Annotated in this window: 18 protein-coding genes; 6 read left to right on the top strand and 12 right to left on the bottom strand. The window is 72.8% G+C overall.

Features of this window, described 5'->3' with window-relative positions; all coding sequences use genetic code 11:
* Window positions 1-46 precede the first annotated feature (46 nt).
* From ACWDR0_RS20355 to ACWDR0_RS20370, 4 genes are read right to left on the bottom strand one after another with little or no spacing between them, the layout of a single operon-like run.
* Window positions 47-1,471, bottom strand: coding sequence for a hypothetical protein (locus tag ACWDR0_RS20355; RefSeq protein ID WP_456353104.1), 1,425 nt, complete (start codon window positions 1,469-1,471; stop codon window positions 47-49).
* Window positions 1,468-2,655 (bottom strand): neocarzinostatin apoprotein domain-containing protein, encoded by a 1,188-nt coding sequence (locus ACWDR0_RS20360; RefSeq protein ID WP_456353105.1) that lies wholly within the window; start codon window positions 2,653-2,655, stop codon window positions 1,468-1,470. Before ACWDR0_RS20360 ends, ACWDR0_RS20355 begins: the two co-directional genes overlap by 4 nt.
* Window positions 2,652-3,563, bottom strand: a complete 912-nt coding sequence (locus ACWDR0_RS20365) for a COG1470 family protein (RefSeq protein WP_456353106.1) — start codon at window positions 3,561-3,563, stop codon at window positions 2,652-2,654. Before ACWDR0_RS20365 ends, ACWDR0_RS20360 begins: the two co-directional genes overlap by 4 nt.
* Before the next feature lie 2 nt (window positions 3,564-3,565).
* Entirely contained in the window at window positions 3,566-4,300 is a 735-nt protein-coding gene (locus ACWDR0_RS20370) for a peptidase (protein ID WP_456353107.1), read from the bottom strand.
* Window positions 4,301-4,705: 405 nt separating this feature from the next.
* On the opposite strand from ACWDR0_RS20370, the gene ACWDR0_RS20375 reads away from it, so the two are divergent.
* The 6 genes from ACWDR0_RS20375 (at window position 4,706) to ACWDR0_RS20400 (ending at window position 11,274) form a co-directional block, all read left to right on the top strand.
* Window positions 4,706-4,969 carry a phosphopantetheine-binding protein gene (locus ACWDR0_RS20375; RefSeq protein ID WP_456353108.1) on the top strand — a complete coding sequence of 88 codons (264 nt, stop codon included), beginning with the start codon at window positions 4,706-4,708 and terminating at the stop codon, window positions 4,967-4,969.
* Between the two features lie 49 nt (window positions 4,970-5,018).
* Complete coding sequence (locus ACWDR0_RS20380) at window positions 5,019-5,990, top strand: chlorinating enzyme (RefSeq protein WP_456353109.1); 972 nt, start codon at window positions 5,019-5,021, stop codon at window positions 5,988-5,990.
* A gap of 118 nt (window positions 5,991-6,108) precedes the next feature.
* On the top strand, window positions 6,109-6,858 hold the full coding sequence (locus tag ACWDR0_RS20385; RefSeq protein WP_456353110.1) for a thioesterase II family protein: 750 nt from the start codon (window positions 6,109-6,111) through the stop codon (window positions 6,856-6,858).
* Window positions 6,851-8,428, top strand: a complete 1,578-nt coding sequence (locus tag ACWDR0_RS20390; protein ID WP_456353111.1) for an amino acid adenylation domain-containing protein — start codon at window positions 6,851-6,853, stop codon at window positions 8,426-8,428. Before ACWDR0_RS20385 ends, ACWDR0_RS20390 begins: the two co-directional genes overlap by 8 nt.
* Window positions 8,429-8,662: 234 nt before the next feature.
* Window positions 8,663-9,988, top strand: coding sequence for a cation:proton antiporter (locus ACWDR0_RS20395; RefSeq protein WP_456353112.1), 1,326 nt, complete (start codon window positions 8,663-8,665; stop codon window positions 9,986-9,988).
* Window positions 9,985-11,274, top strand: coding sequence for a helix-turn-helix transcriptional regulator (locus tag ACWDR0_RS20400; protein ID WP_456353113.1), 1,290 nt, complete (start codon window positions 9,985-9,987; stop codon window positions 11,272-11,274). The genes ACWDR0_RS20395 and ACWDR0_RS20400 overlap by 4 nt, the downstream gene beginning before the upstream one ends.
* Window positions 11,275-11,392: 118 nt before the next feature.
* Here the strand turns inward: ACWDR0_RS20400 and ACWDR0_RS20405 are convergent, their stop codons facing one another.
* The 8 genes from ACWDR0_RS20405 to ACWDR0_RS20440 form a co-directional block, all read right to left on the bottom strand.
* Window positions 11,393-12,799, bottom strand: coding sequence for an amidase (locus tag ACWDR0_RS20405; protein ID WP_456353114.1), 1,407 nt, complete (start codon window positions 12,797-12,799; stop codon window positions 11,393-11,395).
* A gap of 34 nt (window positions 12,800-12,833) precedes the next feature.
* Window positions 12,834-14,180 (bottom strand): phthiocerol/phthiodiolone dimycocerosyl transferase family protein, encoded by a 1,347-nt coding sequence (locus ACWDR0_RS20410; RefSeq protein ID WP_456353115.1) that lies wholly within the window; start codon window positions 14,178-14,180, stop codon window positions 12,834-12,836.
* A gap of 14 nt (window positions 14,181-14,194) precedes the next feature.
* Entirely contained in the window at window positions 14,195-14,590 is a 396-nt protein-coding gene (locus ACWDR0_RS20415; RefSeq protein ID WP_456353116.1) for a hypothetical protein, read from the bottom strand.
* A 103-nt stretch (window positions 14,591-14,693) separates the two neighbouring features.
* Window positions 14,694-15,902, bottom strand: a complete 1,209-nt coding sequence (locus tag ACWDR0_RS20420) for an acyl-CoA dehydrogenase family protein (protein WP_456353117.1) — start codon at window positions 15,900-15,902, stop codon at window positions 14,694-14,696.
* Between the two features lie 12 nt (window positions 15,903-15,914).
* Window positions 15,915-16,439, bottom strand: coding sequence for a flavin reductase family protein (locus ACWDR0_RS20425; RefSeq protein WP_456353118.1), 525 nt, complete (start codon window positions 16,437-16,439; stop codon window positions 15,915-15,917).
* A gap of 225 nt (window positions 16,440-16,664) precedes the next feature.
* Window positions 16,665-17,579, bottom strand: coding sequence for an SDR family NAD(P)-dependent oxidoreductase (locus ACWDR0_RS20430; protein WP_456353119.1), 915 nt, complete (start codon window positions 17,577-17,579; stop codon window positions 16,665-16,667).
* Complete coding sequence (locus ACWDR0_RS20435) at window positions 17,576-18,772, bottom strand: FAD-dependent oxidoreductase (protein ID WP_456353120.1); 1,197 nt, start codon at window positions 18,770-18,772, stop codon at window positions 17,576-17,578. The genes ACWDR0_RS20430 and ACWDR0_RS20435 overlap by 4 nt, the downstream gene beginning before the upstream one ends.
* The gene (locus tag ACWDR0_RS20440; RefSeq protein WP_456353121.1) at window positions 18,772-26,250 is read right to left on the bottom strand and encodes an amino acid adenylation domain-containing protein; all 7,479 of its coding nucleotides are present in this window, start codon (window positions 26,248-26,250) and stop codon (window positions 18,772-18,774) included. Before ACWDR0_RS20440 ends, ACWDR0_RS20435 begins: the two co-directional genes overlap by 1 nt.
* Window positions 26,251-26,315 lie beyond the last annotated feature (65 nt).

Genomic DNA, 26,315 nt, shown 5'->3' on the forward strand with positions numbered 1-26,315 from the left:
TCCGTGGCCCGGCGCGCTTCCCCCCGCGCCGGGCCACGGGTCCGGTTCAGCGGCGGCCGCGCGGCCCCGGCCGGGGGACGAAGACGAAGACCGCGCCGCCCAGCAGGACGACCGCTCCGGCGGCCAGGGCGAGGGCGCGCAGGGTGCCCTGGTCTCCGCCGCCGGTGTCGGCGAGACCGCCGTCGGTGCCACTGCTGTCACCGCCGCCCGTGCTTCCGGCGTTACCGCCCGCCGTACCGCTGCCGCCCTGGTCACCGCCGCTCGCGCCGCCGTCCTGCTGCTCGGTGGTCAGCTCCAGGGAGGCCGGGGCGCTGCCCTTGACCGCGCAGGGGATGACGATCTTCTGGCCGCCGAGGGTGACCTCGATGGTCAGCCTGCCGGGACCGAGGGTGGACCTGCCGGTCGCGCCGGGTTTGTAGACGCCCTTCAGCTCGCCGATGCCGACCGGTTCGCCCGCCGCGACGGGCTTCTTGTTGGGCTCTCCGGTGACGGTGACGGTGCCCCGGTCCGCGCCGCCGAGGACGACGGCCATGGAGCCCTTCAGAGCGCCCGCGGGCAGCGGGGCGGGGCTGTTCATCACGGAAGCGCCGGTCCGGACGGTGAGGGCGTAGTCGCCGCCCTGCTTCCGGGCGTCGACGGTGACGGGGGCCTGGATGCTCGCCGGGCCCGGGGAGGTGCAGGCGTAGGTGGTGCGGACGGTCCGCCCCGGGAAGTCGGCGGGACCGGTGCCGCCGGTGGTGCCGCCGGACGTACTGCCGCCGGTGGCTCCGGTGCTGCCGGTGGTGCCGCCGGTGGCCGTACCGCCGGAGGCCGCCGTGCCGCCCGTCGTGGTCGTGCCGCCGGTAGTGGTCGTGCCGCCCGTCGTGCCACCGGAAGCCGTGCCCCCCGATGCCGTACCGCCGGAGGTACCGCCGCCCGCCGTCACCCGGATCCGCGCGGCGACCGGCACCGTCTCCTTCGGGGCGCACCTGGTGTCCGTGGAGATGGGCCTGCTGACGTTGATCGTGTACTTGCCGGGGGTGAGGGTGATCTCCCCGGCCGTCCGGAGCACCAGCTTCGCCTTCATATCGGAGAGCACCATCGGGCTGTTCCGGGGGATCGCCGGGTTCTGCCGGGGCCCTTCGGCGTTCAGCGTGCCGGTGGCCGCCCCGCCGAGGGTGATGGTGCCGCTGGGTTTCACGGTGTCCTTGCCCAGGTCGAGGACGTCGGGGTTCTTCGACGCGGCCTGGACCGTCTTCCAGACGATCTCCACCTCGTCCCCGACCTTCGCCTCGGCGGGCGCGGTGATCAGCGCCTTGGTGGTGCCCCGCACCGGCGGCAGCCCGGAGATCGCGGGCGGGACGCACTCCGTGTCGTACGCCACCTCGGCGGCCCGGGCGGGCCCCGCGGTGAGTACCAGCCCCGCGCCGCCGAGCAGCAGCGCGGCCCCGGCCGCGCCGGACCGGGTCCAACTCCTCCGTCGCCTGCTCACGGTTGTCCCTTCGTCGTGGATCGGGTACTGGACGGTGCGGAGTCGGGGGTGAACCACGGCAGGGCGGCGGTGGCCGTGGTGATGCCGGTGCCGGTGCCTGCCGTATCGCCGGTACGGCCGGTATCGCCGGGCGCCGGGTCCACGGGCGTACGGAACCGGCGGAGCAGGGCCGGGACGCGGGAGCGGCGGCGGGCGGGGACGGCGGGGCGGATCCGGTCGACGACGGCCATACCGATCCGGAACAGGGCCGTGGGGACGACGACCGCCAGCAGCACCCAGAAGAGGGTGACGCCCCAGGGCCGCCCCACCTGCCAGGGCTGGCCGGCGATCACCCGGTCCCCGTAGCGGACGGAGACCTCGTAGTCGCCGTGCGCCCCGGCCGGGAGTTCCACGGGCAGCGAGACCAGCGCCTTGCCGCCGGGCGGGACCGTGCCGCGCCACCGGCGCTCCTCCCACTGCGGGGCGTACACCCCGTGGGCGGTGCCGAGTTCGAAGACCGGGTCCCGGACGGGGCCGGTGCCCAGATTGCCGACCGTGAAGACCAGCCGCCGGGAGGGCGGGGCGCCGAAGAACACCAGGACGCCGGAGTCCCCTTCGAGCCGGGTGGTGGCGAGGACCGCGAGCCGGCCGGTCCCGGTCCGCTCCGGCAGCGGGGCGGTGGGATGCCCGGTGACGGCCAGTCCGGTGTCGGCCGTGGTCCGTTCGCCGGTGACCGCGGCGGCATGGACCACACAGGGGCACGGCTTGGGCGGCGCGGTAACGGTCAGCTTCAGGGTGAAGGCGCCGCGGGCATCCGTGGTGACGGCCCGGCCTCCGGCGTTGGCGCAGGAGTTGGTGCCGCCGATCATGTTCTGTCCGCAGATCAGCAGGGTGAGGAGGGTGGCCGGGCGCCAGCCCGTACCGCTGACGGTCAGCTCGGCGCCCACGGCGGCCCGGGGCGCGGAGAGCGCCACCTCCGGTTCCTCCCGTGACACGGCCGCGGCCGGTCCGGCCGGAACGGCGGTCAGGAAGGCCAAGGCAGTCGGAGCGGCCAGGACGAGAACGGTCAGCAGGGCCGCGATCGACCGGAGCGGCGCGCGGCGCGGGCGGGTCTTCGCCACCGTCTTCTTCACCGCGGCGGCCTTCCCCACGGTTGGCTTCGCCGCCGTGTTCCCGGCCGTCGTCGTGTTCTTCGCCGTCGTCATGGGCCCGGCCTTGTCACGAGTTGTCCGGTGCCGGACGGTTGCGGCCCGCCGCCGGATACGCCGCCGGGTGCGGCCCGTCCCCGGCGGCGGCGTTCCAGGCGGCGTACCAGGGCGAACAGCAGCACCGCCGCGCCGGTCAGGGCGGCGGCAGCCAGGGGCCGGGACACATAGGCGGCGGAGGTACCGGCCGCGGCCCGGGTGCCGGGGCCCGCGGTGGCGGTGACCCTGATGTCGACCGTGTCGAGGAGGGGGCGTTCGCCCCAGGTCTCGGTACGGGTGACCCGGCGCCCGGGGAGGAGTTCGGCGGGACCGGTGCGGACGGTGCGGCGGTGGGCGGTGCCGAGGAGGCCGTCGGCGGTGAGTTCGACCCGGGGCCGCAGCACGGTGTTCCCCCGGTTGACCAGGGTGTAGCGGACGGCGGCGCCTTCGGCGGAGACGTCCTCGACGGAGAGCGCGGCCACCGCGGGCCCGGTGACCCGGAGATGGAGCCGGACGGCCGTACGGCGCCCGGCCGGGACGGCTGCGGCGCTGATCTCCGCGCTCCGTTCCCCGGGGGGTGTGCCCGGCGGGACGGTGACCGAGAACGGAACGTCGGCGCGGGTCCGGGGCGGCACCGTGACGGTACGGGCGGCGAACGCGAGCCAGGCTCCGGGGCCGTCGGCGGGGGCGGGTTCCAGGCGTACGGTCAGGGCGGTGGCGCCGGGGTTGGTCACGGTCAGCCGGTCCTCCAGTACGGCGCCGGGCGCGCCCTCCGCATAGATATGGGGGCGGCCGGTGCCCGGTGCGGGCGCCAGGGTCCAGCCGGGGCCGCCGGGGGCGGGCGCGGCGTACACGGGCACGGCGAGGAGACCCGGCAGCAGGACCGGGCCGAGCAGGGCAGGCACGGCCGTGCGCAGGCGCGCCGCCATCGTCAGTGGGCGGTGCGCCGGGCGCCGCGGCGGGTCAGCCAGAGGACTCCGGCGGCACCGGTGAGCAGGACGGTGCCGCCGAGGGTGGCGAGGGCGGCGGCGGAGTCCAGCGGTCCGGTCCTGGGGAGTTCGTCCCCGCCGGCCCCGCCCCGGTCCCCGCCGCCGCTCTCCGTACCACCGCTCTGGGTACCGCCGCTCTGCGTGCCCCCGCTGCCGGTACCGCCGGAGCCGCCCGCCGCGGTGACATCGAGTTCGAGGGCGGGCTTCGGATTGTTGGTGGGTTTGCAGAGGGTCTTGGTGCCGAGGGCCATGATGGTCAGCTCTCCGGCGGTGAAGGTGGTCCGGCCGCTCTTCGCCGGGGTCCAGGTCCCGGTCAGCCTGCCGATGGTGATGGGCGTGTTCGCCGGTACGGCCGCGGGGTTGGGGACACCCTTGACGGCGACCTGTCCGGAGCCGGCGCCGCCGACGGTGAGCCGGGCGCTCGGGTTCATCGCGCCCTTGCCGAGTTCGATGGGGCTGGAGGAGACGCCCTTCTCGAAGGACATGGTGATCCGGTAGCCGCTGCCGCTCTTCTCGGCGGTGATGCCGACGGGCGACACCGCGCTCTTCACCCCGATGGGCGTGGCGCAGCGGTAGTTCACATCGACGACGGCTGCCTGTGCGGCGGGGGCGGTGAACAGCACCACCGGTCCCGCCACCGCGGCGATCGCGAGCGCTGTCCGTGTCCGGTACGTCACCTCGGACCCCTTCCCGTTTTGCTGACGGAACATCAGATCGGCGGCCAAGGTACGCCCGGGGGCCGGAGGAAGGAAGACGGACGGACCGGCTCGCTCCCGCCCGCCACCGCCGGACCGGCACCCGCGGAACGGCCCGGACCAGGGCCGGGAGGGGACAGGGCCCCGGTCCGGGAGAGGGCAGGACGGGGGCCATCACCGCAAGAAATGGGCGCATGTTCGTTGCGCATACCCCCCAAGGGATTGGCATTACCGCCATCCCGATAACCGCTATAGAGTGAACTCAGCAAGGCGCAATCAGTGTTAGCACGGATCCTGTATCAGAGCGCCCGGCGAATCCCTGGTCGGCTCACTTGCCTATCCTCGCAGGATGCTCGCACGAGACCCAACGAGAGGAGCACGGCAGCAATGACGGTTTCCGTCCCCACCGGCCTGGAGGAACTGCAGAAGCTGCTCGTCGACTGGGTGGGTGAATTCCTTGAAGCCCCGGACGCGTCCCTGACCGACAACTTCCTGGACCTGGGCGGTCACTCGCTCATCGCCATGAACATCAATGCGCGTGTCCAGCAGCACTTCGGTCATGAACTGGATGTCCAGACCCTGTTCGAGGAATCGATCGGCGAGGCCGTAACGGAGCTTCACACGCGTATGTCCGCGCCGTCCGCCGCATAACACCCGCTCGATCACCCCCTGCACATTCCAACCAGAATCCGGAGTAGTCGTGAGTGACCAAATTTCCGACTTTCGGCTGACCCCCGAAGACCTCGCCAAGTTCGAGGAACAGGGCTTCATCGGGCCGCTCAAGGTTTACGAACCCGAGGATATGGAGAAGCGTTGGAAGGAGATTCGGCGGGCCGTTCCCGACCGCTCCCTGGCGATTTATCCCGAGAATGCGCTGGGCGCCGTCACCAATCTCTCCAACTACGACCGGCACCTGGATATCGATCTGCTCAGCGAGCACATCATGAACCGGGCCATCGTCGAGCGCGTCTCGTCCATCCTCGGTCCGAACCTGCTCTGCTGGCGTACCGAGTTCTTCCCCAAGTACCAGGGTGACGAGGGAACGGACTGGCACCAGGCGTCGTCCTTCGCCCATGGCAGCGGCCGGCCGCAGATCGAGTGGCCCGCGGTCAACAACGCGCCCGCCTTCGGCGGCACCATCACCGCCTGGACCGCATTCACCCACTCCACCAAGGAGAACGGCTGTCTGCAGCTCATGCCGGGCACCCACCGGGTGATGAACTACGACGAGTCCCTCGGCATGGCGTACAACCCGGACACCATCAACCAGGTCGAGAAGGACAGCGTCAAGCGCGGATTCTTCGGCTACGACTACCGGCAGCTCCAGAAGGACCCGGACTGGCGGCCGGACGAGTCGAAGGCGTTCTCCCTCGTCATGGAGCCGGGCGAGTGCGTCATCTTCTGGTCGACGCTGATGCACGGATCCCTGCCGCACACCGGCAGCCGGCTGGACTACCGGATGGGATTCGCCACCCGCTATGTGCCGACCCAGGTGAAGGTCTACCCGGACACCGAGGACGTCGCGGAGTACGGCGGCAGCATCCCGCTGGAGAACTACGCCTCGGTCCTCGTTTCCGGCCGGGACGAGTACGGCCACAACCGGCTGACCGACCGGAACCAGCGGGGCACCCAGTTCACCCCGTGGGACTTCGGGCAGAACTCCGCCGGCTGACGCCCTTCCCCGGCGCACGGACGACCCGCACGATCCGCCCGGAGCGGCGCGGCCGGTCACACCCCTCCCCGGCCGCGCCGCTCCGGTGCCCCTCCCCGACCCCCCGGAAGGCGCACCGATGGCCGTGCTCGCCCTCTTCCACCACGCCGGCGGTTCGGCCGCCGTATTCCGCCGGCTGACCCGGCTGCTGCCCGCTTCCGTCGAACCGCTGGCGGTCGAACTCCCCGGCCGGGGCCGCCGCTGGCGCGAACCCACCGTGCACACCGCCGAAGAGGCCGTACAGGATCTGACGGACCGGCTGGTCCGCGACGTCGGCCCCGGCACCGAACTGTCGATCTTCGGCCACAGCATGGGCGCCTATCTCGGGCTGGCCGTGGCCGCGGCCCTCGAACGGCGCGGCGGCCCCCGCTGCCAGACCCTCTTCGCCTCCGCCAATCTCGCGCCCCGGCTGGCCGCCCCGCTCTTCGCCGACGGCGAGCGGCCCGTCTCCGACGAGGAGGTGCTGCGCCGCGCCGCCCGGTTCGGCGCGATGGACCCCGCCCTGCTCCGCGACCCCCATATCGCGGCCCGGGCGGCCGCCCTGCTGCGGGCCGACTTCGATATCGCCGACTCGTTCGTCCGCACCACCGCCAGGACCGTGACGGAGAGCCGCATCGTCGTCTGCCGGGGCCGGGAGGACGCGTTCGGCGACGAGCACACCGACCCCTGGCAGTGGAGCAGCGTCCAGCCGCTGACCACCCGCACCTTCCCCGGCGGCCATCTCTATCTGGAGTCGGCCGGGGCCGAACCGCTCGCCAAGACGATCGAGTCGGTCATCGCGCCGGCCCGTCCCCGAACCCCGTCCGGCCTGGGAGCGAACGTTGACTGAAGTACGGGAATCCACCGGAAGGCCGCCGTACGCGCACGAACTCTTCGAAGCCGCCCGCAGGCTCCACCCCGGTGTCGCCGCCGTGCTCTGGGGCGACAAGGAGCTGTCGTACGAGGAGCTGGGCCGCGAGTCGGACCGGCTGGCCCTGGCACTCCGTACGGCCGGTGTCGCGGACGAACCGGTCGGGGTCCTCTTCGAACGCGGCTTCGGCATCGCGGTCGCGGTGCTGGGGGTGCTCAAGGCGGGCTGTTCCTACGTCCCCCTCGACCCCTCCTATCCCGACGCGCGCCTCACCGGCATGGTCCGGGACAGCGGCGCCCGGATCCTGCTGACCGAGCAGTCGCTCCTCGGCCGGCTCCAGGTGCCCGAGAGCGTCCGGGCCCTGCTGCTCGACGACGCCCTGTCGCCGGGCGGGGAAGCGTCCGGGGCGGCCCCGGAACCAGGACCGGCCGCGGAACCAGGACCGGCAACGGCAACGGGCCCGGACTCCCTGGCGTACGTCATCTACACCTCCGGGTCCACCGGGGTGCCCAAGGGCGTTGCCATGCCGCACGGCCCGCTGGCCAATCTCATCGACTGGCAGTGCGGGCAGTCGCCGAGCGGCCCCGGGGACCGGACCCTCCAGTTCTCCGCGCTCAGCTTCGACGTCTCCTTCCAGGAGATGTTCAGCACCTGGGCCACCGGCGGCACCCTGGTGGTCGCCGACGACCCGACGCGCCGGAGCTGCCAGGCCCTGATCGACCTGATGAACCGCACCTCGGTACGGCGGATGTTCCTGCCGTTCGTGGCGCTCCAGGCGATCGCCGAGCACACCGCCGCGACCGGCGCCGTACCGCATCTCCTGCGCGAGGTGATCACGGCCGGGGAACAGCTCCAGGTGACCCCCGCGCTCCGCACCCTCTTCGGACACCTCGACGGGGCCGTCCTGGTGAACCAGTACGGCCCCTCCGAAACCCATGTGGTGACCTTCCTCGAACTGAGCGGCGACCCGTCGCACTGGCCGGAGCAGCCCTCCATCGGCCGGGCGATCACCGGCGCCGAGACCTATGTACTGGACGAGCGGCTGCGCCCGCGGCCGCCCGGCGTGCCCGGTGAGCTGTACATCGGCGGCCCGGTGCTCGCCCGCGGCTATCTGGGCATGCCCGAGGCGACCGCGGCGAAGTTCCGTACGGTGCCGGATGTCGGCGGCGGCGGACGGCTCTACCGCACCGGCGACCGGGTCGAACTGCGGCCGGACGGAAACCTCCAGTTCCTCGGCCGGCTGGACGACCAGGTGAAGATCCGGGGCCACCGGGTGGAGACCGGCGAGGTGGAGGCGCGGCTCCGGGCGCTGCCCGAAGTGGCCGACGCGGCCGTGGTGGTCGGGACGGGCGCGGGCGGCGTCCGCCGGCTGGTGGCGTTCTGCGTACCGGCGAAAGGCGCCGAGGTGGTGGCCTCCGCGGTCCGCCGCGGGCTGAAGGTGCAACTGCCCGACCATATGGTCCCGTCCGCGATCCGGGCCCTGCCCGCGGGCTTTCCGCTGACCCCGAGCGGCAAGGTCGACCGCAAGGCGCTGGCCGAACAGCTCTGAACCGGCCCGGGGGCCTCCCCTCCCCCGGGCGCACGGGGCGCGTGTGAGCGGCACACCTTCTCGCGGAGCGAGACGCAGCCGGTTCAAGCCCGGCCGCCCCGACCGATCCCCTGTTTCCCGTCGCTTCCTGCTGTTTCCCGTCCCTTCTCCTCGTTTATCGGTACAGAACCCCCGCAGCGCTCCGGAGCCCTCCGGAGCGCTGCGGACCATCCCAGCGAAGTCAGGAGCCGAAGAGTGTCCACGCACCGACCAGCCCTCAGCGCCGGGGAGACCGGTAGCGTCGCCGGGATCGTCCTGGTGGACCTGGCACTGCTGCTGCTCACGGCCCTACTGTTCGTCGCCCTGGCCAAGCGGCTGCGCCAGCCCGCGGTGATGGGCGAGATCGTCGCCGGAATCGCGCTGGGGCCCAGCCTGCTCGGCCTCCTCCCCGGCGACCTCCCCGGTCTGCTGTTCCCGCCCGAGGCCCGCCCGCACCTCGAAGTGCTCGCCCAACTGGGGCTGGTGCTCTTCATGTTCGGGGTCGGCTACCAGATGAGCCTCTCGCACGTACGGGGCGTCGGACGCCATATCACCGCGGTGTCGCTCAGCTCGGTGGCACTGCCGTTCGCCCTGGGGGCGGGCCTCGCCGTGATGATCTACCCCTGGCTCGACCAGAGCCAGCTGAAGACGGACGGCGTCCTCGGCCCGGCGCTCTTCCTCGGCGCGGCGATGTCCATCACCGCCTTCCCCGTCCTCGCCCGCATCATCACCGAACGGGGCATGCAGAAACACCGGACCGGCACGGTCGCCCTGCTCAGCGCCGCGATCCAGGACGTCATCGCCTGGAGCGTGCTCGCCGTGGTCGCGACCATGGTGACCGCCGGCGGCCCCTGGGGCTTCGGCCGGACCATCGTCGGCGCGCTGCTCTTCGTCCTGGTCCTGCTGTACGCGGTCCGGCCCGCCCTGGACTGGCTGCTGGCCCCGGAGCGGCAGTGGTCGGGCAACACCATGATCGTCCATGTGACGCTCTGCGCCGGGCTGCTGGCCAGCGCCTGGGTCACCGACCGGATCGGGCTGCACGCGGTGTTCGGCGCCTTCCTGTTCGGCACGATCGTGCCCCGCCGCCATATCGACATCACGGCGCCCGAGGTGCCGGAGCGCATCGACCAGACCAGTCTGCTGCTGCTCCCCGTCTTCTTCACCGTCACCGGCCTCTCGGTGGACCTCTCGGTCCTCGGCATCGAGGGCCTGCTGATGGTGCTGGCGGTGGTCGCGGTCGCCTGTGCGGGCAAGTTCATCGGGGCCGCGGGCGCGGCCCGGCTCACCGGGGCCTCCGGCCGCGAGTCCGTGGTCCTGGGCATCCTGCTCAACGCCCGGGGGCTGACCGAACTGGTCGTCCTCAACGTGGGACTGAGTCTGGGCGCCCTGGACACCCGGCTGTTCACCGCCATGGTGGTGATGGCCCTCGTCACCACCCTGATGACCGGGCCGCTGCTGAGCCGCTTCCAGCGCGACGCGGAACCGGATCCGAGGCCCGTCCGGCAGCCCGCCGAGCACCTCGGGGAAAGGGCGGTCCAGTGACGGCCGCCGGCACCCGGGAAGGCCCGGCCCTGCCCGCCACCACCCTGCCCACCCCCCTCCCCACCGCCCTGCTCACCGCCCCTTCGTCCGCCCGGCGGCCGCTGCGCGGCCGTGCGGACGAGTACGCGCGGGTGCTGCGGGCCCTGGAGCACGGACTCCGCGGCGGCTGCGCCCTGGTGGCGGTCGAAGGAGCACCCGGCGCCGGGAAGAGCCGGTTCCTGGCCGAGTGCACGACCGCCGCGGAACGGCTCGGCTTCACCCGCGGCCACCGGTTCCCGCTCTCCGTACCGTCCGGGCCCGGGGAGACCGGCCCGGACGGCGGCCCCCGGCTGATCGTGATCGACGATGCCCACTTCCCGGGCGAGGAGGCCGGTGACCCGCTCCTCGCCCACCGGCACACCCGGTACGGCGGCGGGGTGGTCTGGCTGGTCGCCCGGCGGTCCGGGGCCGGCTCCGGCAGCCCGGACGCGCTGCTCGCCGGGTCGATCGGCCCCACGGAGCGGATCGTCCTCGGCCCGCTCCGGGGGGCGGCGGCCCTCCAGGTCGCCCGCGACGTCCTCGGCGTACCGCCGTCGCCCGCGCTCGCCCGGGTGCTGAACCGGGCCTGCGGTCATCCGCGGCTGCTGGTGGAGCTGCTGGAGGGGATGCGGGAGGAGGGGACGCTCCGGGTGGGCGCCCGGGAGGCGGAGCTGGTCGAGGAGCGCATTCCGCAGCGGCTGCGGGTGCTGCTCCAGACCGTGCTCCAGGACTATCCGGACCAGTGCCGGCAGATGCTGCGGGTGGCGGCCGTCCTGGGCCGGGAGAGCCAGGTCGACGTTCTGCTGTCGATCCTGCACGTCTCGCCGTCCACCCTGCTGCTGATCCTCGACCGGGCGGTCGCCACCGGGGCGCTGACCGTCGGCAACACCCGGGTCGGCTTCCCCAACGAGCTGCTGTGGCGGCTGATCGCCGATTCGGTGCCCGCCACCCTGCGGGAGGCCCTGCGCCGGCAGATGGCCGCCGTCGGCCCGGTGCCCGCACAGCCGTCCGCGCAGCCGTCCGTGGCGGGTACGGGACCGGAGGGCCCGGCGGCGGGCGGGCCGCCGGACCTCAACGGCCAGGAGTACGAGATCGTCCGGATGATCGGCGAGGGGCTGACCAACAAGCAGATCGCCCGCCGGCTGGAGATCTCCCCGCACACCGTCAACTACCACCTGAAGAAGCTGTTCCGGAAGGCCGGGGTGAACTCCCGGATCGCCCTGCTGCGCGAGGTCCGGCAGGACCGGCGGGAAGCGTCCCTGCGGTGAGAGGGGGCCCGGGACTGCCGCGCCGGGCCCGGCGGGCCGGAGCGGCTGCGCCGGGGCCGGGCGAAGGGGCCCGGGACGGCCGCGAGGTGCACCGGGCGGACCCGGTGCACCTCATGCGTCAGCCCAGGGCGGGCCGCTCGTCCGCCCAGGGCCGCGCGCTCTCGAAGGCGGCCGCCAGACCCAGCAGCCGGGCCTCGTCGCCCGGCGCGCCGACCAGCTGGATCCCCACCGGCAGCCGCTGCCCGGCCCGGCCCGCGGGGAGCGAGACCGCGGGCTGCCCGGTGATGTTGAACGGATAGGTGAAGGCCAGCCAGTCCGCGTACGCCCGCCACCGCTCCTCGAACCCGGGGCCCTCGGGGGCCGCGCCGAGGAGCGGCGGCAGCACGGTCATCGTCGGGGTGAGCAGGACGTCGTACTCCGTCCAGAAGCCGATGACCTCGGCCGCCCGGCTCTGCGCGGCCGCGACGGCCGCGACATAGTCGACGGCGCCGAGCCGCTCGCCGCGCAGCGCGACGTCCAGGGTCTCCGGCTCCAAGTCGGCCAGCCGGCCCGGCGGCAGTCCGCGGACCATGGCGGCGACGTTCGCCGCGATGACCGTCAGCAGCGGGTCGAGCAGCCCGCCGAGCGGGGGCGCGATCTCGACCGGCTCGATCCCGAGGTCCCGGAAGGCGGCCACCGCCTTGAGGAAGACCTCCCGTACCTCCGGGTCGACCGTGCCGTGCGGCGGGACGGCCGTATAGGCCACCTTGAGCCCCTCCGGCGGCCGGTCGCAGGCGTCGAGGAAGGACCCGGACGGTGCGGGCAGCCCGTAGGGCTCCCCGGTGACCGGGCCCGCCGTGACGTCCAGCATCAGGGCGGCGTCCCGGACCGTACGGGCCATCGGGCCGTTGATGACGTACCCCGCCCACTGCTCGTGGGAGGAGGGCGCCCAGGGGACCCGGCCGCGGGTGGGCTTGAGGCCGACGATCCCGCAGGCCGAGGCCGGTACCCGGCCCGACCCGGCGCCGTCGGCGGCCAGGGCGAGCGGGCCGATGCCCGCCGCCACCGCGGCCGCCGCGCCGCCGCTGGAGCCCGCCGGGCCGTACGCCGTGTTCCACGGGTTGCGGGTGGCGGGGAACGCCCGGTTGTCGGTGGTGATCCGCAGCCCGAACTCCGGCATGTTGGTGCTGCCGACGAGGATGCCGCCGGCGCGCCGGAGCCGGGCGACGACCTCGCTGTCGAAGCCGGGCCGGTAGCCGGTGAAGGGCACCGAACCGTAGGCGGCCGGCAGGTCCTTCGACTCGTTGACGTCCTTGACGGTGAAGGGGACGCCGTGCAGCGTCCCCCGTTCCGCCGGGGGGACCGCGTCCGCGGCCCGGGCGTCCGCCAGCGCGCCCTCCGCCCGGACCGCGACCACCGCGTTCAGCTCCGGGTTCACCGCCTCCAGTCGCTCCAGCACCGCCTCGGTGACCTCGACGGCGGTCAGTTCCTTCCGCCCGATCAGCTCACGCAGTTCGGTCGCGGGTGTGTAGATCGGTGTGTCCATCGACGGCTGCTCCCATGGGGTCGCGGGCCGGGCTTCAGCCGGCCTCTCGTACGAGGTCGAGCACGGTCTCCACACACCGGTCGGCGAGCTTCGCCGCACGGTCGTCCGCGACGATCCCCTCGGCGTAGGTGAAGTTCCAGACGAGCTGGTGGTGGCTGGAGTTGACGGTGGCGACGAACGCGCCGACCACCGACAGCGAGGCGATGAACTGCGCGCCCGTCGCCCGCCACGGGCCGATGGCGTCCGGAACGGGGAACCGGCCGATATTGGAGATGCAGAAGTTGATCGGCCCCTTCTCGTCCAGATGCCGTACGAACGGGAGGGCGTCGGCGGGACAGGTGGGGCCCGCCGTCCCGATGGTCCGGATCATCGAGAACTGCTCGCCCCGGGCCTTGCGCTCCTTGAGATCCGTACTGATCTCCCGGGCGGTCTCCCAGAGCGGGACGGCGCGGTCGTGCCGGACGAGGGACGGGATGGTCGCCACATAGCTGCCGACGTCGTCCGGGCCCACGGGGGGCTCCAGATCTCCGCGGAAGTCGACCGGGGAGCCGATCGAGTACCAGGATCCGTCCGGGGCCCCGGCGTCCGTGCCGACCGCGTGCACCATCGCGGCGGCGAGGACGCCGTGGACCGTGGCGCCGTGCGCGCGGCAGGCCCGGAGCAGCCGGTCCAGGGTGCCGGCGTCCAGGGAGCGGTGCAGAAACCGGGTACGGCGGCGTTCGAAGGGCACGGTCTCGTCGGCGTCGACCCGCAGCGGCGTCAGCCGCGCCAGGTCGCCCTCGTCCCGTTCGGACTTCGCCCGGGCCGCCGCGTCCCCGGCCGGGCCGCGGTGCCCGGCCGGGAAGAGTTCCTCGGCCGGGGGCAGCACATCGCGGTGCGGGACCGCGGCACCGGCGGCGAGTTCGGCCCACTGGCGGACCAGGGAGATGACCGTGGTCCCGTCCGCGACGACATGCAGCAGGCTCAGCAGCAGATCGTGGACCTCGCCGTCGGGCCCGGGACCGCTGACCACGGTGGCCGTGGCCAGCGGTCCGGTACGCCAGTCGACCGGGCCGTTGACCAGGTCCCGGTCGACGGTCCGCACCCAGGCGTCCGCGGCCTCCGCCGCCGACGCGAAGGTGCGGTGGTCCAGCGGGACGGGCCGGTCCACCGGGACGAACCGGGGGTCCCGGCCGCCGGGTCCGGCCTCGACGGCCACCCGCAGCAGCGGGTGCCGGGCCTGGAGCGCGGTCAGCGCCTCCCGCAGGGCCCGGGGGGAGACCCGGCCGTGGAGCCGGATCCGCCCGACGACATTGAGCGGGGCTATCTGGTCGGCTATCCAGTACCAGCGCTCCAGCGGGCTCAGCTCCCGCCGGATCACGGGCAGGGGTGTCACAGTCATGTCCGCTCCCCCGGTCAGCCGACGGGCGAATCGGCGAGCGGCCGGAACATGGCGGCGCTCGCGCGGGTCTCCGGGGTGGTCTGCCAGGGCGGGTTGGTGCCGAAGGCGAGCAGCACCTCCTCGCCGTCGGCGCGGAAGACGACCGGTTCGCCCTTCTCGACCCAGACCATGTCGCGCGGACCCGCGGAGACCGATCCGCCCTCGAAGTCGACGGCGAACCTGCCGGACAGGATGATGATGAACTCGTCGTAGCTGGGCACCCATTCCATGGTGTCGCCCGGGTACAGGGCGGCGAATCCGGCGCCCATCGACTTGGGGATGCCGTCGTCGGCCAGATCGCCGATATAGATGCGTTTGTCCGCGAACTGCTGCCAGTTCGCCTGCTGGAAACCGTACTTGTGCGCGGCCATGGCCGTCTCCCGTCTCTGGGGCTCCGCTGCGGCTCCGTGCGGTGTACGCGGGTGGCGCGGGCGTACGTGTGTGTACGTGGGTGTCCGTGCCGGGCTCTCCGCGTCAGACCAGCGGGGAGATCGGGTCCTCCACGCCGAGGAGCGCCTTTCCGTACATCTCCCTGATCACCGCGGGCTGGAGGATGGCGTGCCGGGCGGCGACATTGGAGTCCCGCCAGATCCGCTGGAGGGCGCTGGACTCGGCGAACCCGCCGGCGCCGTGCGCGGTCAGCAGGATGCCGAGCGCCTCGGTGACGAGTCCGATGGCGCTGCTCAGGTCCGAGCGGGCCCGGAGGCGGCCGAAGGCGTCCAGCGGCTCGCCGCTCGCCGCGGCGGCGTCGATGGTGTCCGCGACCCGCCGGACCAGGAGTTCCGCGATATCGGTCTTCTGGGCGGCCTCGGCGTACTGGAGCTGGAAGGCCGCCGAGTCCCGCTGCTTCTCGAAGAAGGTGAAGGTGACGGCCTTGTGGGCGGACGCCTCCCCGACCAGCCGCAGGGCCGCCCGGGCGAGTCCCAGGTGGGGTGCGACCAGGGCGGTGGCGGTGAGGAACTGGACGAAGGCCGAGCGGGGCAGCGGTCCGCCGGTCCGCTGGACCGGGTAGTCGCCCGCCATCGCCTTCGGCACCGACAGGGTCCGGTGGTCGGGTACGAAGATGTCCTCGGCGACCACGCTGTTGCTCCCGGTGCCCCGCATCCCGGCGGTGAACCAGGTCTCCTCCACCTTGTAGTCGGCGGCGGGGATCAGCGCGATGCCCTGGTCGACGATCTGCCCGTCCGCGTCCGGGACCGGGAAGCCGATGACGGACCAGTCGGCGTGCCAGGCCCCGGAGGTGTAGGCCCAGCGGCCGGAGATCCGGTAGCCGCCGTCGACCCGGTGGGCGGTGGCGCTGGGGGTGAGCACCCCGGACACCTTCGTCCCGGGCCCGGCCGCGAAGACCTCGTCCTGGGCCTGCTCCGGGAAAAGACTGACCATCCAGGCCACCGAGTTGCAGACCGACACCAGCCAGGAGCTGCTGCCGTCGCCCTCGGCCAGGGTCGCGGAGACGTCGACCAGGGTCCGCAGGGACGCCTCGTGGCCGCCGTACCGGCGGGGGACCGCCAGTCCGAACAGCCCGGCGTCCACGAGGGACCGCACGGACTCCTCGGGCAGCCTGCGGTCCTGTTCACCCCGTTCGGCGTTGCGGGCGAGCAGCGGAACCAGTTCGCGCGCGCTGCGCAGCAGCTCGGCCGATTCCGGGGAATTGCTTTCCTGATGCGTTCGGTCGACGGTCATGGGATCTCCACCTCAGCGAGCGAATGCCGCGATCTGATCGGTGATGGACATACTTTTTCCCGGAGGCAATGCGGAATGCGTACCGAAAAGCCGGTTGCCATAGACGAGCGGGGCGTCGGCCGCCGTACCGGAGACATGGACCACCAGGCTCAGCAGCAGCAGATGGTCGCCGCCGGCGACGAACTGCTGGGGGAGGCAGACGAGCCAGCCCGGCGCGTCCCGCAGTCTCGGCAGGTCCCGGTCCCGTTCCCAGTCGACCTCGTCGAACCGGTCGGCGGCCGGGGAGGCGAAGAGACCGGCGGTGCCGGCCTGTCCGGCGCCCAGCAGATTGACCCCGAACCGGCCGGTCCGGCGGATCTTCGGCAGCAGCTTGGACCGGCGGTCCAGGGCGATGGTGACCATGGGCGGACGGAGCGACAGCGAGGTGAGCGAGCCCACCGTCGTACCGTGCGGCCGTCCGTCCGCCATGGCCGTGACCACCGCCACCGAGGTGCAGACGCCGGCCATGAAATCTTTGAACTCTCGCTCCGAAACCATTCTTTCTCCTCAGAGCGCGAAGGAACCGGAAAGATACTTCATGGAGTTCACGGAGTTCTGCGGCGGGGATTCCAGCGGCCTTTTCGGCATTCCCCGATGCCCCGACATTGCGTAGGCTATCCAGGGCCCCGGACCGCGTCCAGCGAATCCATTCGGCACTACTCGAATACGTAGTCCGCGGTCCGGGCGGGTAAACCGGCCGCCGGGGCGGCCGGTCGCGGGTGGTTATACGGACTGCCGGGCGGCCGGTCCGGACACCCCTATCGCCGCGGTGATCCCGCTGAAATGCCGGTCGAGCAGCGAATCGGGCAGCAGCCGGGCCAGCCGGCCCATCCGGCGGGCGTCCGCCCCCACCCAGTAGCGGGCCCGGGGGCGGGCGTCGGTCAGGGCGCGGACGACGGTGCGGGCGAAGTCCTCGGGGGTGGTCCGGCTGGCCATCGCCCCCTGCCCGTTGCCCGCCATGAAGCCGCTGAACGCGGTGCGGTAGAGATCGGCGACCGCGGGGGGCACCTGGTCCAGCACCTGGTCGCCCGCCGCGCCCACCTTGTTCCAGATCGGGGTGAGGATGGCGCCCGGTGCCACGATCGACACCCCCACCCCGCCGGGTGTCAGTTCCCGGCGGAGCGCGTCGCTCAGCGCCTCCTTGGCGAACTGGGCCGTGGAGTAGGCCCCGAGGAACGGGACGGCGGCCTTGCCCAGTCCGGAGGTGACATTGACGATGCGCCCGCGCTCCCGGCGGAGCAGCGGCAGATGGGCGCGGATCATGCCGAGATGGCCGACCACATTGACGTCGAGCTGGCGGCGGAACTGCTCGTTGTCGACGCATTCCAGCGGGCCCGGGACACAGATCCCGGCATTGTTCACCAGCCCCCGCAGCCCGCCGTACTCGCGTTCGGCGAGTTCGGCGCAGTCCCGTACCGACGCGTCGTCGGTGATGTCGACGACGGCGTAGCGCAGCCTGCCGTACAGGGACTCGGAGAGCAGCTTCTCCCCGTCCACGGTCCGCCGGACGCCCGCGAGCACCTGGAAGCCGCGGCTCTCCAGCTCCAGCGCGCACTCCCGGCCCAGTCCCGACGAGGCGCCGGTGACGACGACCGCCCCGTTCGCCGGGAGCCTTCTGCGCGCGGCCCGTCCGATCATCGGTTCAGCCTTTCGAATTCGCGGGGCAGGGGTCCGGCGCCGGGGAAGGTCAGCGCGGGCTCCAGCTTGCTCACCAGGGTGCGGTGCGGCATCAGCCGGAAGTAGGCGTCGCGGATCCGGCGGCGTACCGGCCCCTGGGACTGTTCGAAGTCGCTGATCGCCCGGGTGGCTTCGACGATCATGCGGGTCCGGTCGTAGCGGGCCGCCTCGTAGGCGCGCAGCCCGCGCGGTACGTCCGGGGCGTGCTGGAGGTTGGCGGCCAGCACCGCGGCGTCCTCCATGGCCATGGCGGAGCCCTGGCCGAGGCTGGTGAGCATGGGGTGGGCGGCGTCCCCGAGCAGGGTCACCGGGCCGGTGCCCCAGGGCCGCAGGAAGGGCCGGTCCCGGGTGTTGAGGGTCAGCAGATCGGCGGGCGGGGTGACCCGGATGGCCTCCCGGACCTCGTCCGGCCAGCCCGCGTACGCCTCCAGTACCCCGGCCTTGCCGCCGTCCCAGGTGCTGGACTCCTCGAAGGGCATGTTCTTGGTGCCCCACCAGTAGAGGCGGCCGCGCCCGATGTCGACCAGGCCGAACCGCATGCCGTCGCCCCAGAAGTGCACGACCGCGCCCGGGGGGAACTTCGGATGGCTGTACTCGGTGATGCCCAGCCAGGCGATGTACCCGCTGTCGTGGGCGGGTTCGGCGGGCCCGGCGAAGTGCCGCCGGACCACCGAGTTGAACCCGTCGGCGCCGACCAGCAGATCGGCCTCGGCCTCCTCGCCGCCCGCGAACCGGACCCGGGCCCGGTCGCCGTCGGTCTCGAAGCCCTCGGCCGTCGCGCCCAGGGTGACCGGGATATCGGCCGCCGCGTCCTGGAGCGCGGTGAACAGATCGGCCCGGCTGATGCAGACGCACGGCACGCCCAGCCGCCGGACGATCTCCGGGAAGGGGAACTCCCGGATCAGCCGGCCCTTGCGGTCCTTGACGTGGTACGTCTCCATGACCCGGCCGTACTTCTCCAGGCCGAGGTCGATATCGAGGGTGGCGAGCGCCGCGGTGGCGTTGGCCATCACGGAGAGCCCGAATCCGGCGGCCCGCAGCTCGGGGGCCCGCTCGTAGACCTGTACGTCGAAGCCGACCCGCCGCAGGGCGATCGCGGCGGTCAGCCCGCCGATTCCCGCCCCGACGACGACGGCCGTCCTGGTGCCGCTCATCAGTGCTTCCCGCTTTCGCTCGCCTGGAGTTCGATGGCCCTCAGCACCACACCGACGATGTCCGGCACCCGCGGCTCCTCCATGATCGTGAGATGGTCGCCCTCGACGTCGACGAGCGTCAGGCGGCCGGTGGTGCGCTCGCGCCAGCCGTTCGTCGGGTCGGCGTGCATGCTGTCGATGGCGGTGTGCATGGCCAGCAGGACACCGGGCAGCGGATCCCTGGCCCGGACCAGCACCATGTCGTGGTCCACGACGTCGGGGCGGTAGTCGAAGGCCGACCGCCAGTTGGTCTCGTACAGCTTGAACAGCCTGCGGACCACGGCGTCGCCGCTGCCCGCGGGCAGTACGCCCTCGTCGATCGCGAGCCTGGTCATGAACGCGAACTTCTCGTCCAGCGTGGTCAGACCGGGCGGCAGCAGGTCACCGGCGGTGGCGCTGCCGTGCTGGAGCCAGAGCAGCTCCCAGAAGAACCAGCCCAGCAGGGCCTCGTCGTCGGTCCACGGCCGCCGCCCGGGGTTGAGCGCGGTGGTGTCGAGCAGGATCAGCGAGCCGACCGCCTCCCCGGCGGCGTGGAGCTGCCGGGCCATCTCGAAGGCGACGAACCCGCCGAAGGACCAGCCGCCGATGTGGTACGGCCCGGTGGGCTGGACCCGGCGCATCGCCTCGATGTAGTTGGCGGCGAGGTTCTCCAGGCCGCGGACCGGATCCGTACCGGCGTCCGTACCGGCCGCCTGGAAGGCGTAGAAGGGCTGGTCCTCCGGAAGATGCTTGGCGAAGGGCACGTAGCAGAGCACATTGCCGCCCATGGGGTGGGCGAAGAACAGCGGTGTCCTGGTGCCCCCGGGGCGGATCGCCACCAGCGGGTCGAAGCCGGCCGGTCCGGTGCCCGCCGAGCGGAGCCGTCCGGCCAGTTCGGCCACGGTCGGCGCGACGATGAAGTCCGAGAGCGGGATGGCGGTGCCGAACCGCTCCTCGGTGAGGACCACCAGCCGCATCGCGGTGATGGAGGAGGCACCGAGGTCGAACAGGTTGTCGTGGACGCCGACCTCGGGGAGCTGGAGCAGATCGGCCAGCATCTCCGCGAGGGCCCGTTCGTACTCGTCCCGCGGGGCGACCCGGCCGCCGCGCGCCTCGGGGACCAGCGGGATCTTCGCCAGCGCGGCCTCGTCCCGTTTGCCGTTGGGGGTGAGCGGTACGGCGGGCAGCCAGGCGAAGTGCGCGGGCACCATGTACTCGGGGAGGGCGGCCCGCAGGCGGCGGCGCAGCGCGTCGAGGTCCACCCGTTCCGCGTCGCCGACCAGGAAGGCCGCGAGCAGGGTGTCCCCCGCCGCGCTCCGGCGGGCGACCACGGCGACATCGGTGATGCCGGTGGTGTCGGCTGTATCGGAGGTGTCAGAGGTGTCGGAGGTATCTGCGGTGCCGGTGATGCCGCCGGTGCCGGTGATGCCGCCGGGGTCGCCCGTGGTGGCCGCGGTGATCGCCAGCTCCACCTCGGCGGGCTCCACCCGGTAGCCGCGGACCTTGACCTGCCGGTCGGCCCGGCCCAGGCAGACCAGACTGCCGTCGGGGAGGTACATCCCGACGTCACCGGTCCGGTAGAGCGGCCCCGAACCGTCCGGGGCCGGGACGAACCGCTCCTCCGTCAGCTCGGGCCGTCCGGCGTAACCGCTGGCGAGCCCGGCGCCGCCGACATAGATCTCACCCCGGGCACCGGCCGGTACCGGGCGCATCCCGGCGTCCAGGAGCAGCAGCCGGGCGCCGTGGATGGGCCGTCCGACCGGCGGCAGCGCGGGGAAGTCCCGCGGATCGCCGGTCAGTTCGTGGAAGGCCGCGGCATGGGTCTCGGTGGGTCCGTAGTGGTTGTCGAGCAGCGCGTCGCCGAGGGAGGCGCAGAAGCGGCGGATCTCGTCCGTCATACGGAGCTGTTCGCCGGAGGAGCAGAGGACCCGCAGCCGTCCGGGCACCAGGCCGAGGGCGTCGGACGCCTCCGCCATCTGCTGGAGCGCCACATAGGGCAGATGGACGCGGTCCACCCGCTCCCGGTCGATCAGCCGCAGCAGCGCGGGCATATCGCGCCGCAGTTCCTCGGCGACCAGGACCAGGGTGCCGCCGCCGCAGAGGGTGGAGTACAGCTCCTGGAAGGAGACGTCGAAGCTCAGCGGGGCGTACTGGAGGGTCCGGCTGCCCACGGCGCTGCTCGGGATGCCGTTCTGCCAGGCGACGAGGTTGGCCAGGGAGCGGTGCGGGGCCGACACCCCCTTGGGGCGTCCCGTGGAGCCCGAGGTGAAGAGCAGATACACCTCGTCGTCCTCGCCGATCTCCGGCGGCAGGGCCTCCTGGCCGCCCGTCCCGCCGGTGCCGTTGTCCGTGCCGCCGGTGTCCGTGCCGCCGGTCAGCGACGCGTAGGGGACCAGCGGGACCGTGGTGTCGAGGAGGTCCCGGTGCGCGTCGTCGACGACGACACAGGCCGGCTCGCCCTCTTCGATCATGGTCCGGAGCCGGGCCACCGGGTAGGCGGTGTCCAGCGGCACGGTGGAGCAGCCCGCCTTGGCGATGCCCAGCATCGCGGCGACGGTCTGCGGGGTCCGGCCCATCGCGATACCGACGCGCTGCCCGGGGCGGACCCGGCCCGCCAGCAGGTTCACCGCGATCCGGGTGGCGATGCCGTCCAGTTCCGCGTAGGTCCAGGAGTGTCCGTCGGCGACCACCGCCTCCGCCCGCGGCGAGCGGCGGGCCTGTGCCTCGAAGGCGCGCACCACATTGGTCCGGGGCGGTTCGGCCGGGGCGTCCTGCGCCGCGGGGGCGAGGAAGTCCAGCCGGACGGCCTCGTCGGGCCGTTCGGCGATCCGGCGCAGGATCCGGAGGTACGTGTCGGTGTAGAGCCCGGCCTGGCCCGGGGTGAACTGGCGCCCGGAGAAGTCGAGCCGGAGCCGGATGCCGTCGTCGACCGGGTCGACCATGGCGTTGACGACCAGGCCGAAGTTGGTCTCCTCCCAGACCTCGAAGCCGAGGCTGTCGAGGCCCGGGGCCCGCAGGACGGCGCCGAGCTGCCGGAAGTGGATGTAGTTGAAGAGGGTGTCGACCAGCTCCGTACGGCCGAGGTCCTCCTGGACGGTGGCCAGCGGGACCCGCCGGTGCGGATAGCTCTCCCGTTCCCGCTCCACCACCCGGCGTACGACGTCGAACCAGGTGCCGGCGTCCGCGTCGACCCGCAGGGGCAGGGTGTTGAGGAAGAGGCCGCAGGTGCGTTCGGCGCCGTCGGAGTCCGGCCGGCCGTGGGTGACCAGTCCGGTGGTGATGTCGGTCTGCCCGGAGAAGGCGCGCAGCAGCAGGACGTGTGCCGCGAACAGGACCGACTTCACCGGGACCCGGCGGTCGCCCGCCGTCGCGCGGACCGCGGCGGCGATGTCCGCGGGGAGCATCAGATCGCATTCGGTACGGTCGTCGGGCCCGGGGGCCTCGTGCGGGCGGAAGCTCTCCAGCTGGGGCTGGGAGGCCCCGGCCAGTTCGCGCCGCCAGTACTCCCGGCTCTCCTCCGACGCGATCGCCGCGCGCTCCTCGGCGACGTGCTGCGCGGCCGACGGCGGGACGGTGCCGGGCACCGGTTCGAGGTCGAGGCCGACCAGATGGCCGTAGTCCTGGAGGAGTTCGGAGACCAGGTTGGCGACGCTGCCGCCGTCGAGGATGGCGTGGTGGAAGCTGAAGACCAGCTCCAGGGTGTCCGGCAGGACGAAGGCCCGGAAGTGGTAGAGCGGTGCCCGGTCGAACCGGTAGTCGTACCGGCGCCGTACCGCGATGTGCTCGTGGATGGCCGCCTCGGCCGCTTCGGCGGCGGAGCCGCGCTCGTCGGCGACGCTCAGCCCGCCCCGGGCGGTGGTGTGGACGATCTGGAGCGGTTCGGAGTAGCCGGCCAGGGCGAAGGAGAGCCGCAGCACGGCATGGCGGGCGACCAGCCGGTCGAAGGCGGTCCGGAAGGCCGTCTCGTCCCACGGGACGGCGAGGCTGTAGCGGAAGACGTCCTTGTACGTCCTGGAGTCCTGCTTCTCGCGGCTGTGGAACAGCAGGCCGAGCTGGAGGCTGGTGACCGGATAGGCGTCCTCGTACGTCTCCAGTTTGGCCCGGTCCACATGGGAGACCAGGCCGAACGGGCGGAGCGCGGCGGACGCGACCCGGGCCCCGGCGTCCGGCACCGTGCCCGCGGTGATCTCGGCGCTCTCCGCCAGGGCCGCCACGGTCGGGTTGCGGACGAAGTCCTCCATGGAGAACCGGATGCCCGCCTTCTCGGCGAGCGCCCGCACCCTCAGCATGCTGATCGAGTCGCCGCCGATGACGAAGTAGTCCGCGTGGACGCCGACCGGGCCGCTGCCCAGGACCTCCGCCCAGATATCGGCGAGCACGGCCTCGTGGCTGTCGCGCGGGGCGTCGTCCTCACCGCCGCCGCCGGTGGCGGCGGGCGCGGGCAGAGCCCGGCGGTCGGCCTTGCCGTTGGGGGTCAGCGGGATCGCGGGGAGCCGCTCGAAGTGGGCGGGGATCATATAGCCGGGGAGCACCTCGGCCAGGGCCGCCCGGAGCAGGGCGGGGTCCAGCTCTCCGCCGGAGACGCAGTAGGCGACGAGGACCGGGCCCCGGCCGCCGCCGGGATGGTGGTCGACGACCACGGCGTCCCGGATGCCGTCCAGGGCAACCAGGGCGTTCTGCACCTCGCCCAGTTCGACCCGGTTGCCACGGATCTTGACCTGGTCGTCGGCGCGGCCGAGGTATTCGATGGTGCCGTCGGCGAGCAGCCGGGCCAGGTCGCCGGTGCGGTAGAGGCGGCCGCCGGGGCTGAAGGGGTCCTTCACAAAGCGTTCGGCGGTCAGCTCGGGGCGGTTGAGGTAGCCGCGGGCGACCTGGACGCCGCCGATGCACAGCTCGCCGGGGGCGCCGACGGGCTGGGGGCCGCCGTGCCGGCCGAGTACGTAGAGCGTGGTGTTCTCCACCGGGCGCCCGATGGGGACCCGGGTGACCGGACCGTGGGAGGCGGGCAGGCAGTCGTAGTAGGTGACGTCGACCGCGGCCTCGGTGGGCCCGTAGAGATTCACCAGCAGGGGTGCGTCCGGGCCGTCGAAGACCCGGTTGAACTGGGTGACCCGCTCCGGCGGCAGGGCTTCGCCGCTGCAGAACACGTACCGCAGCGAGGCCGCCCCGGCGGTTCCGCCGGGGCCGCCGTCCTCCAGCAGGTCGAGGAAGGGGCCGAGCATCGAAGGGACGAAGTGGAGGACGCTCACGCCGTGTTCGCGGACGACGCGGGCGATCTCCCGCGGGTCCTTCTCGCCGCCCGGCGGCAGCAGCACCACCCTGGCGCCCTGAACGCCCCACCAGAGCAGTTCCCAGACCGAGACGTCGAAGGAGATCGGGGTCTTCTGGAGCAGGGTGTGGCCGGGCCCGACGGGATAGCGGTGCTGCATCCACGCCAGCCGGTTGACGGCCGAGTGGTGTTCCACCATGACGCCCTTGGGGCGGCCGGTGGAGCCCGAGGTGTAGATGACGTAGGCGACGTCGTCCGAGGAGGCGGTGGGGCCCAGCGGTTCGGCCGAGCCGCGGTACAGCTCGGAGATCCGGCGCACCGGGACCCCGGTGTCGAGTTCCGTGGCGCGGTTCCCGCCGCGCAGGACCACCCTGGCCCCGCAGTCCTCCAGCAGCAGCTTGATGCGCGCGGGCGGATAGCCGGGGTCGACGGGGACGTAGGCGGCGCCGGACTTCAGGATCCCGAGCAGGCCGGGGAGGAGTTCGGGGCCGCGTTCGGCGAGGATGGCGACCCGTTCGCCGGGACCGGCGCCCTGGTCGCGCAGGGCCCGCGCCACCTGGTTGGAGAGCTGGTCCAGGGCGGCGAAGCTCAGGGTGGTGCCGGACGCGTCGTCGACCACGGCCGGCAGGTGCGGGGTACGGGCGGCCTGCTCGGTGAAGAGCCGGTGCAGCGTCTTCTCCCGCGGATACGGCACCAGGGGGCCCTGCCTGCGGCGGACCACGTCCTCGTACTCGTCGTCCGTGAGCATGGACAGCTCCCGGAGCGGCAGCTCCCGGAACTCCAGGCCGCGGCGGAGGATCTCCTGGACGTGTCCGGACAGCGCCGCCACGGTGAGATGGCCGTCGAACACGTCGTCGGCGTAGTCGAGGTCGACCCGGAGCCCGGGCTCGTCCTCGAAGGCCTGCACCATGACGGAGAGCGCGTTGGCGCTGTGGACGGGGGCCATGATGGTCGTCGTCCGGCCGGTGCCGGGGATCTCCGGGGGCCGGGGGAACCGCAGATAGGAGACCGTCACATCGAACAGCTGCCGGCCGCCGGCGCCGCGCGCGGGTGCCTCGCGGAGGATCTCGCCGAACGGCAGCCGCTCGTGCTCCCGCAGTTCGCCGACGACTTCGCGGACCTGGCCGGCGAGGCCGGTCAGGGTCGGTTCGCCGGTGACCGGGATCCGGACCGGCAGATTGTTGGCGAACTGGCCGACGGCCGCTCGCTCCCGGTCGCTCCGGCGGTTGGCGAAGGGCACCCCGAGGACGACCTCGTCCTCCTGGTGGATCCGCCCGAGGCAGACCGCGAGGGCCGACAGCAGGCAGGGGAAGGGCGACACTCCGGCCGCGACCATCCGCCCGACGAGGCGTTCGTCGAGGGTGAAGGAGGCCCGGCCGCGGCCGGGCCGGGCCGTTCCGGAGCGCGGGAACAACGCGGGCTCGACCCCTTCCAGATACTCCCGGTAGAACGCCCGGTCCCGCTCGCGCTCCTCGTCCGGGAACGCCGGGGCGGCCTCGCGGACGGACTCCCGGTCCGGCTCGCGGACGGGCTCACCGACGGACGTGCCGACGGGCTCGCGGACGGGCTCCCGGTACGCGGGCGTCGCGCCCCGCGCTTCCGGGCCCCGCGGTACGTCCCCGCCGCCGGACCGGCCGGCCCGCTCGCGGTATTCGGAGAGTATCCGCAGTGTTATCGAGTTCAGCGACCAGGCATCGGTGACGATATGGTGCGCCGTGATGACGAGATGTACGACATCCGTCCCCTCGGTGACGAGGGCGGCCCGGAACAGCGGCCCGTTACGGATGTCCAGCGGCCGGCCGAGTTCCTTTTCGCACCAGGCCGTCGCGGCACTTCCGGGGTCCGGCTCACCGGACAGGTCGATGTTCTCGAAGGACGGTTTCCAGGAGTCCGGGGTATCCGGCACCAGCCGGACCCGGGGAACTCCGCCGGCGTCCTCGGCAAACCTCAGCCGGAACGCGTCGCAGCCGCGCAGGGCACGGCCCAGGCACTCACCGAGTAACTCCCGGTCAATATCGCCCACCAGTCGCTCATGGATCAGAACATTGAATTGACAGGTCCCCGGTGACCGCGCTTCAGCCGCCCAGATGTCGCGCTGGTAGCCGGTCATTTCGAGAACCCTGGATTCTCCACTCCCCACCGAACGCCACTCCTTCGCCTGCCATTCGTACGAGAAATTGGCAACGCCCACGATCAGGCTAGGCGAGAAATGCGCCATACGGCGACTGCGTAATCGAGTAGGCCCGGCGGGTAAAT

This window comes from Streptomyces sp. NPDC003691 (assembly GCF_053981115.1).

Excerpts from the sequence above, each read along its gene's own strand:
- ACWDR0_RS20360 (WP_456353105.1), bottom strand. The coding sequence starts at position 2,655 with ATGACGACGGCGAAGAACACGACGACGGCCGGGAACACGGCGGCGAAG.
- ACWDR0_RS20365 (WP_456353106.1), bottom strand. The coding sequence starts at position 3,563 with ATGGCGGCGCGCCTGCGCACGGCCGTGCCTGCCCTGCTCGGCCCGGTC.
- ACWDR0_RS20375 (WP_456353108.1), top strand. The coding sequence starts at position 4,706 with ATGACGGTTTCCGTCCCCACCGGCCTGGAGGAACTGCAGAAGCTGCTC.
- ACWDR0_RS20385 (WP_456353110.1), top strand. The coding sequence starts at position 6,109 with ATGGCCGTGCTCGCCCTCTTCCACCACGCCGGCGGTTCGGCCGCCGTA.
- ACWDR0_RS20405 (WP_456353114.1), bottom strand. The coding sequence starts at position 12,799 with ATGGACACACCGATCTACACACCCGCGACCGAACTGCGTGAGCTGATC.
- ACWDR0_RS20410 (WP_456353115.1), bottom strand. The coding sequence starts at position 14,180 with ATGACTGTGACACCCCTGCCCGTGATCCGGCGGGAGCTGAGCCCGCTG.
- ACWDR0_RS20415 (WP_456353116.1), bottom strand. The coding sequence starts at position 14,590 with ATGGCCGCGCACAAGTACGGTTTCCAGCAGGCGAACTGGCAGCAGTTC.
- ACWDR0_RS20420 (WP_456353117.1), bottom strand. The coding sequence starts at position 15,902 with ATGACCGTCGACCGAACGCATCAGGAAAGCAATTCCCCGGAATCGGCC.
- ACWDR0_RS20425 (WP_456353118.1), bottom strand. The coding sequence starts at position 16,439 with ATGGTTTCGGAGCGAGAGTTCAAAGATTTCATGGCCGGCGTCTGCACC.
- ACWDR0_RS20430 (WP_456353119.1), bottom strand. The coding sequence starts at position 17,579 with ATGATCGGACGGGCCGCGCGCAGAAGGCTCCCGGCGAACGGGGCGGTC.
- ACWDR0_RS20435 (WP_456353120.1), bottom strand. The coding sequence starts at position 18,772 with ATGAGCGGCACCAGGACGGCCGTCGTCGTCGGGGCGGGAATCGGCGGG.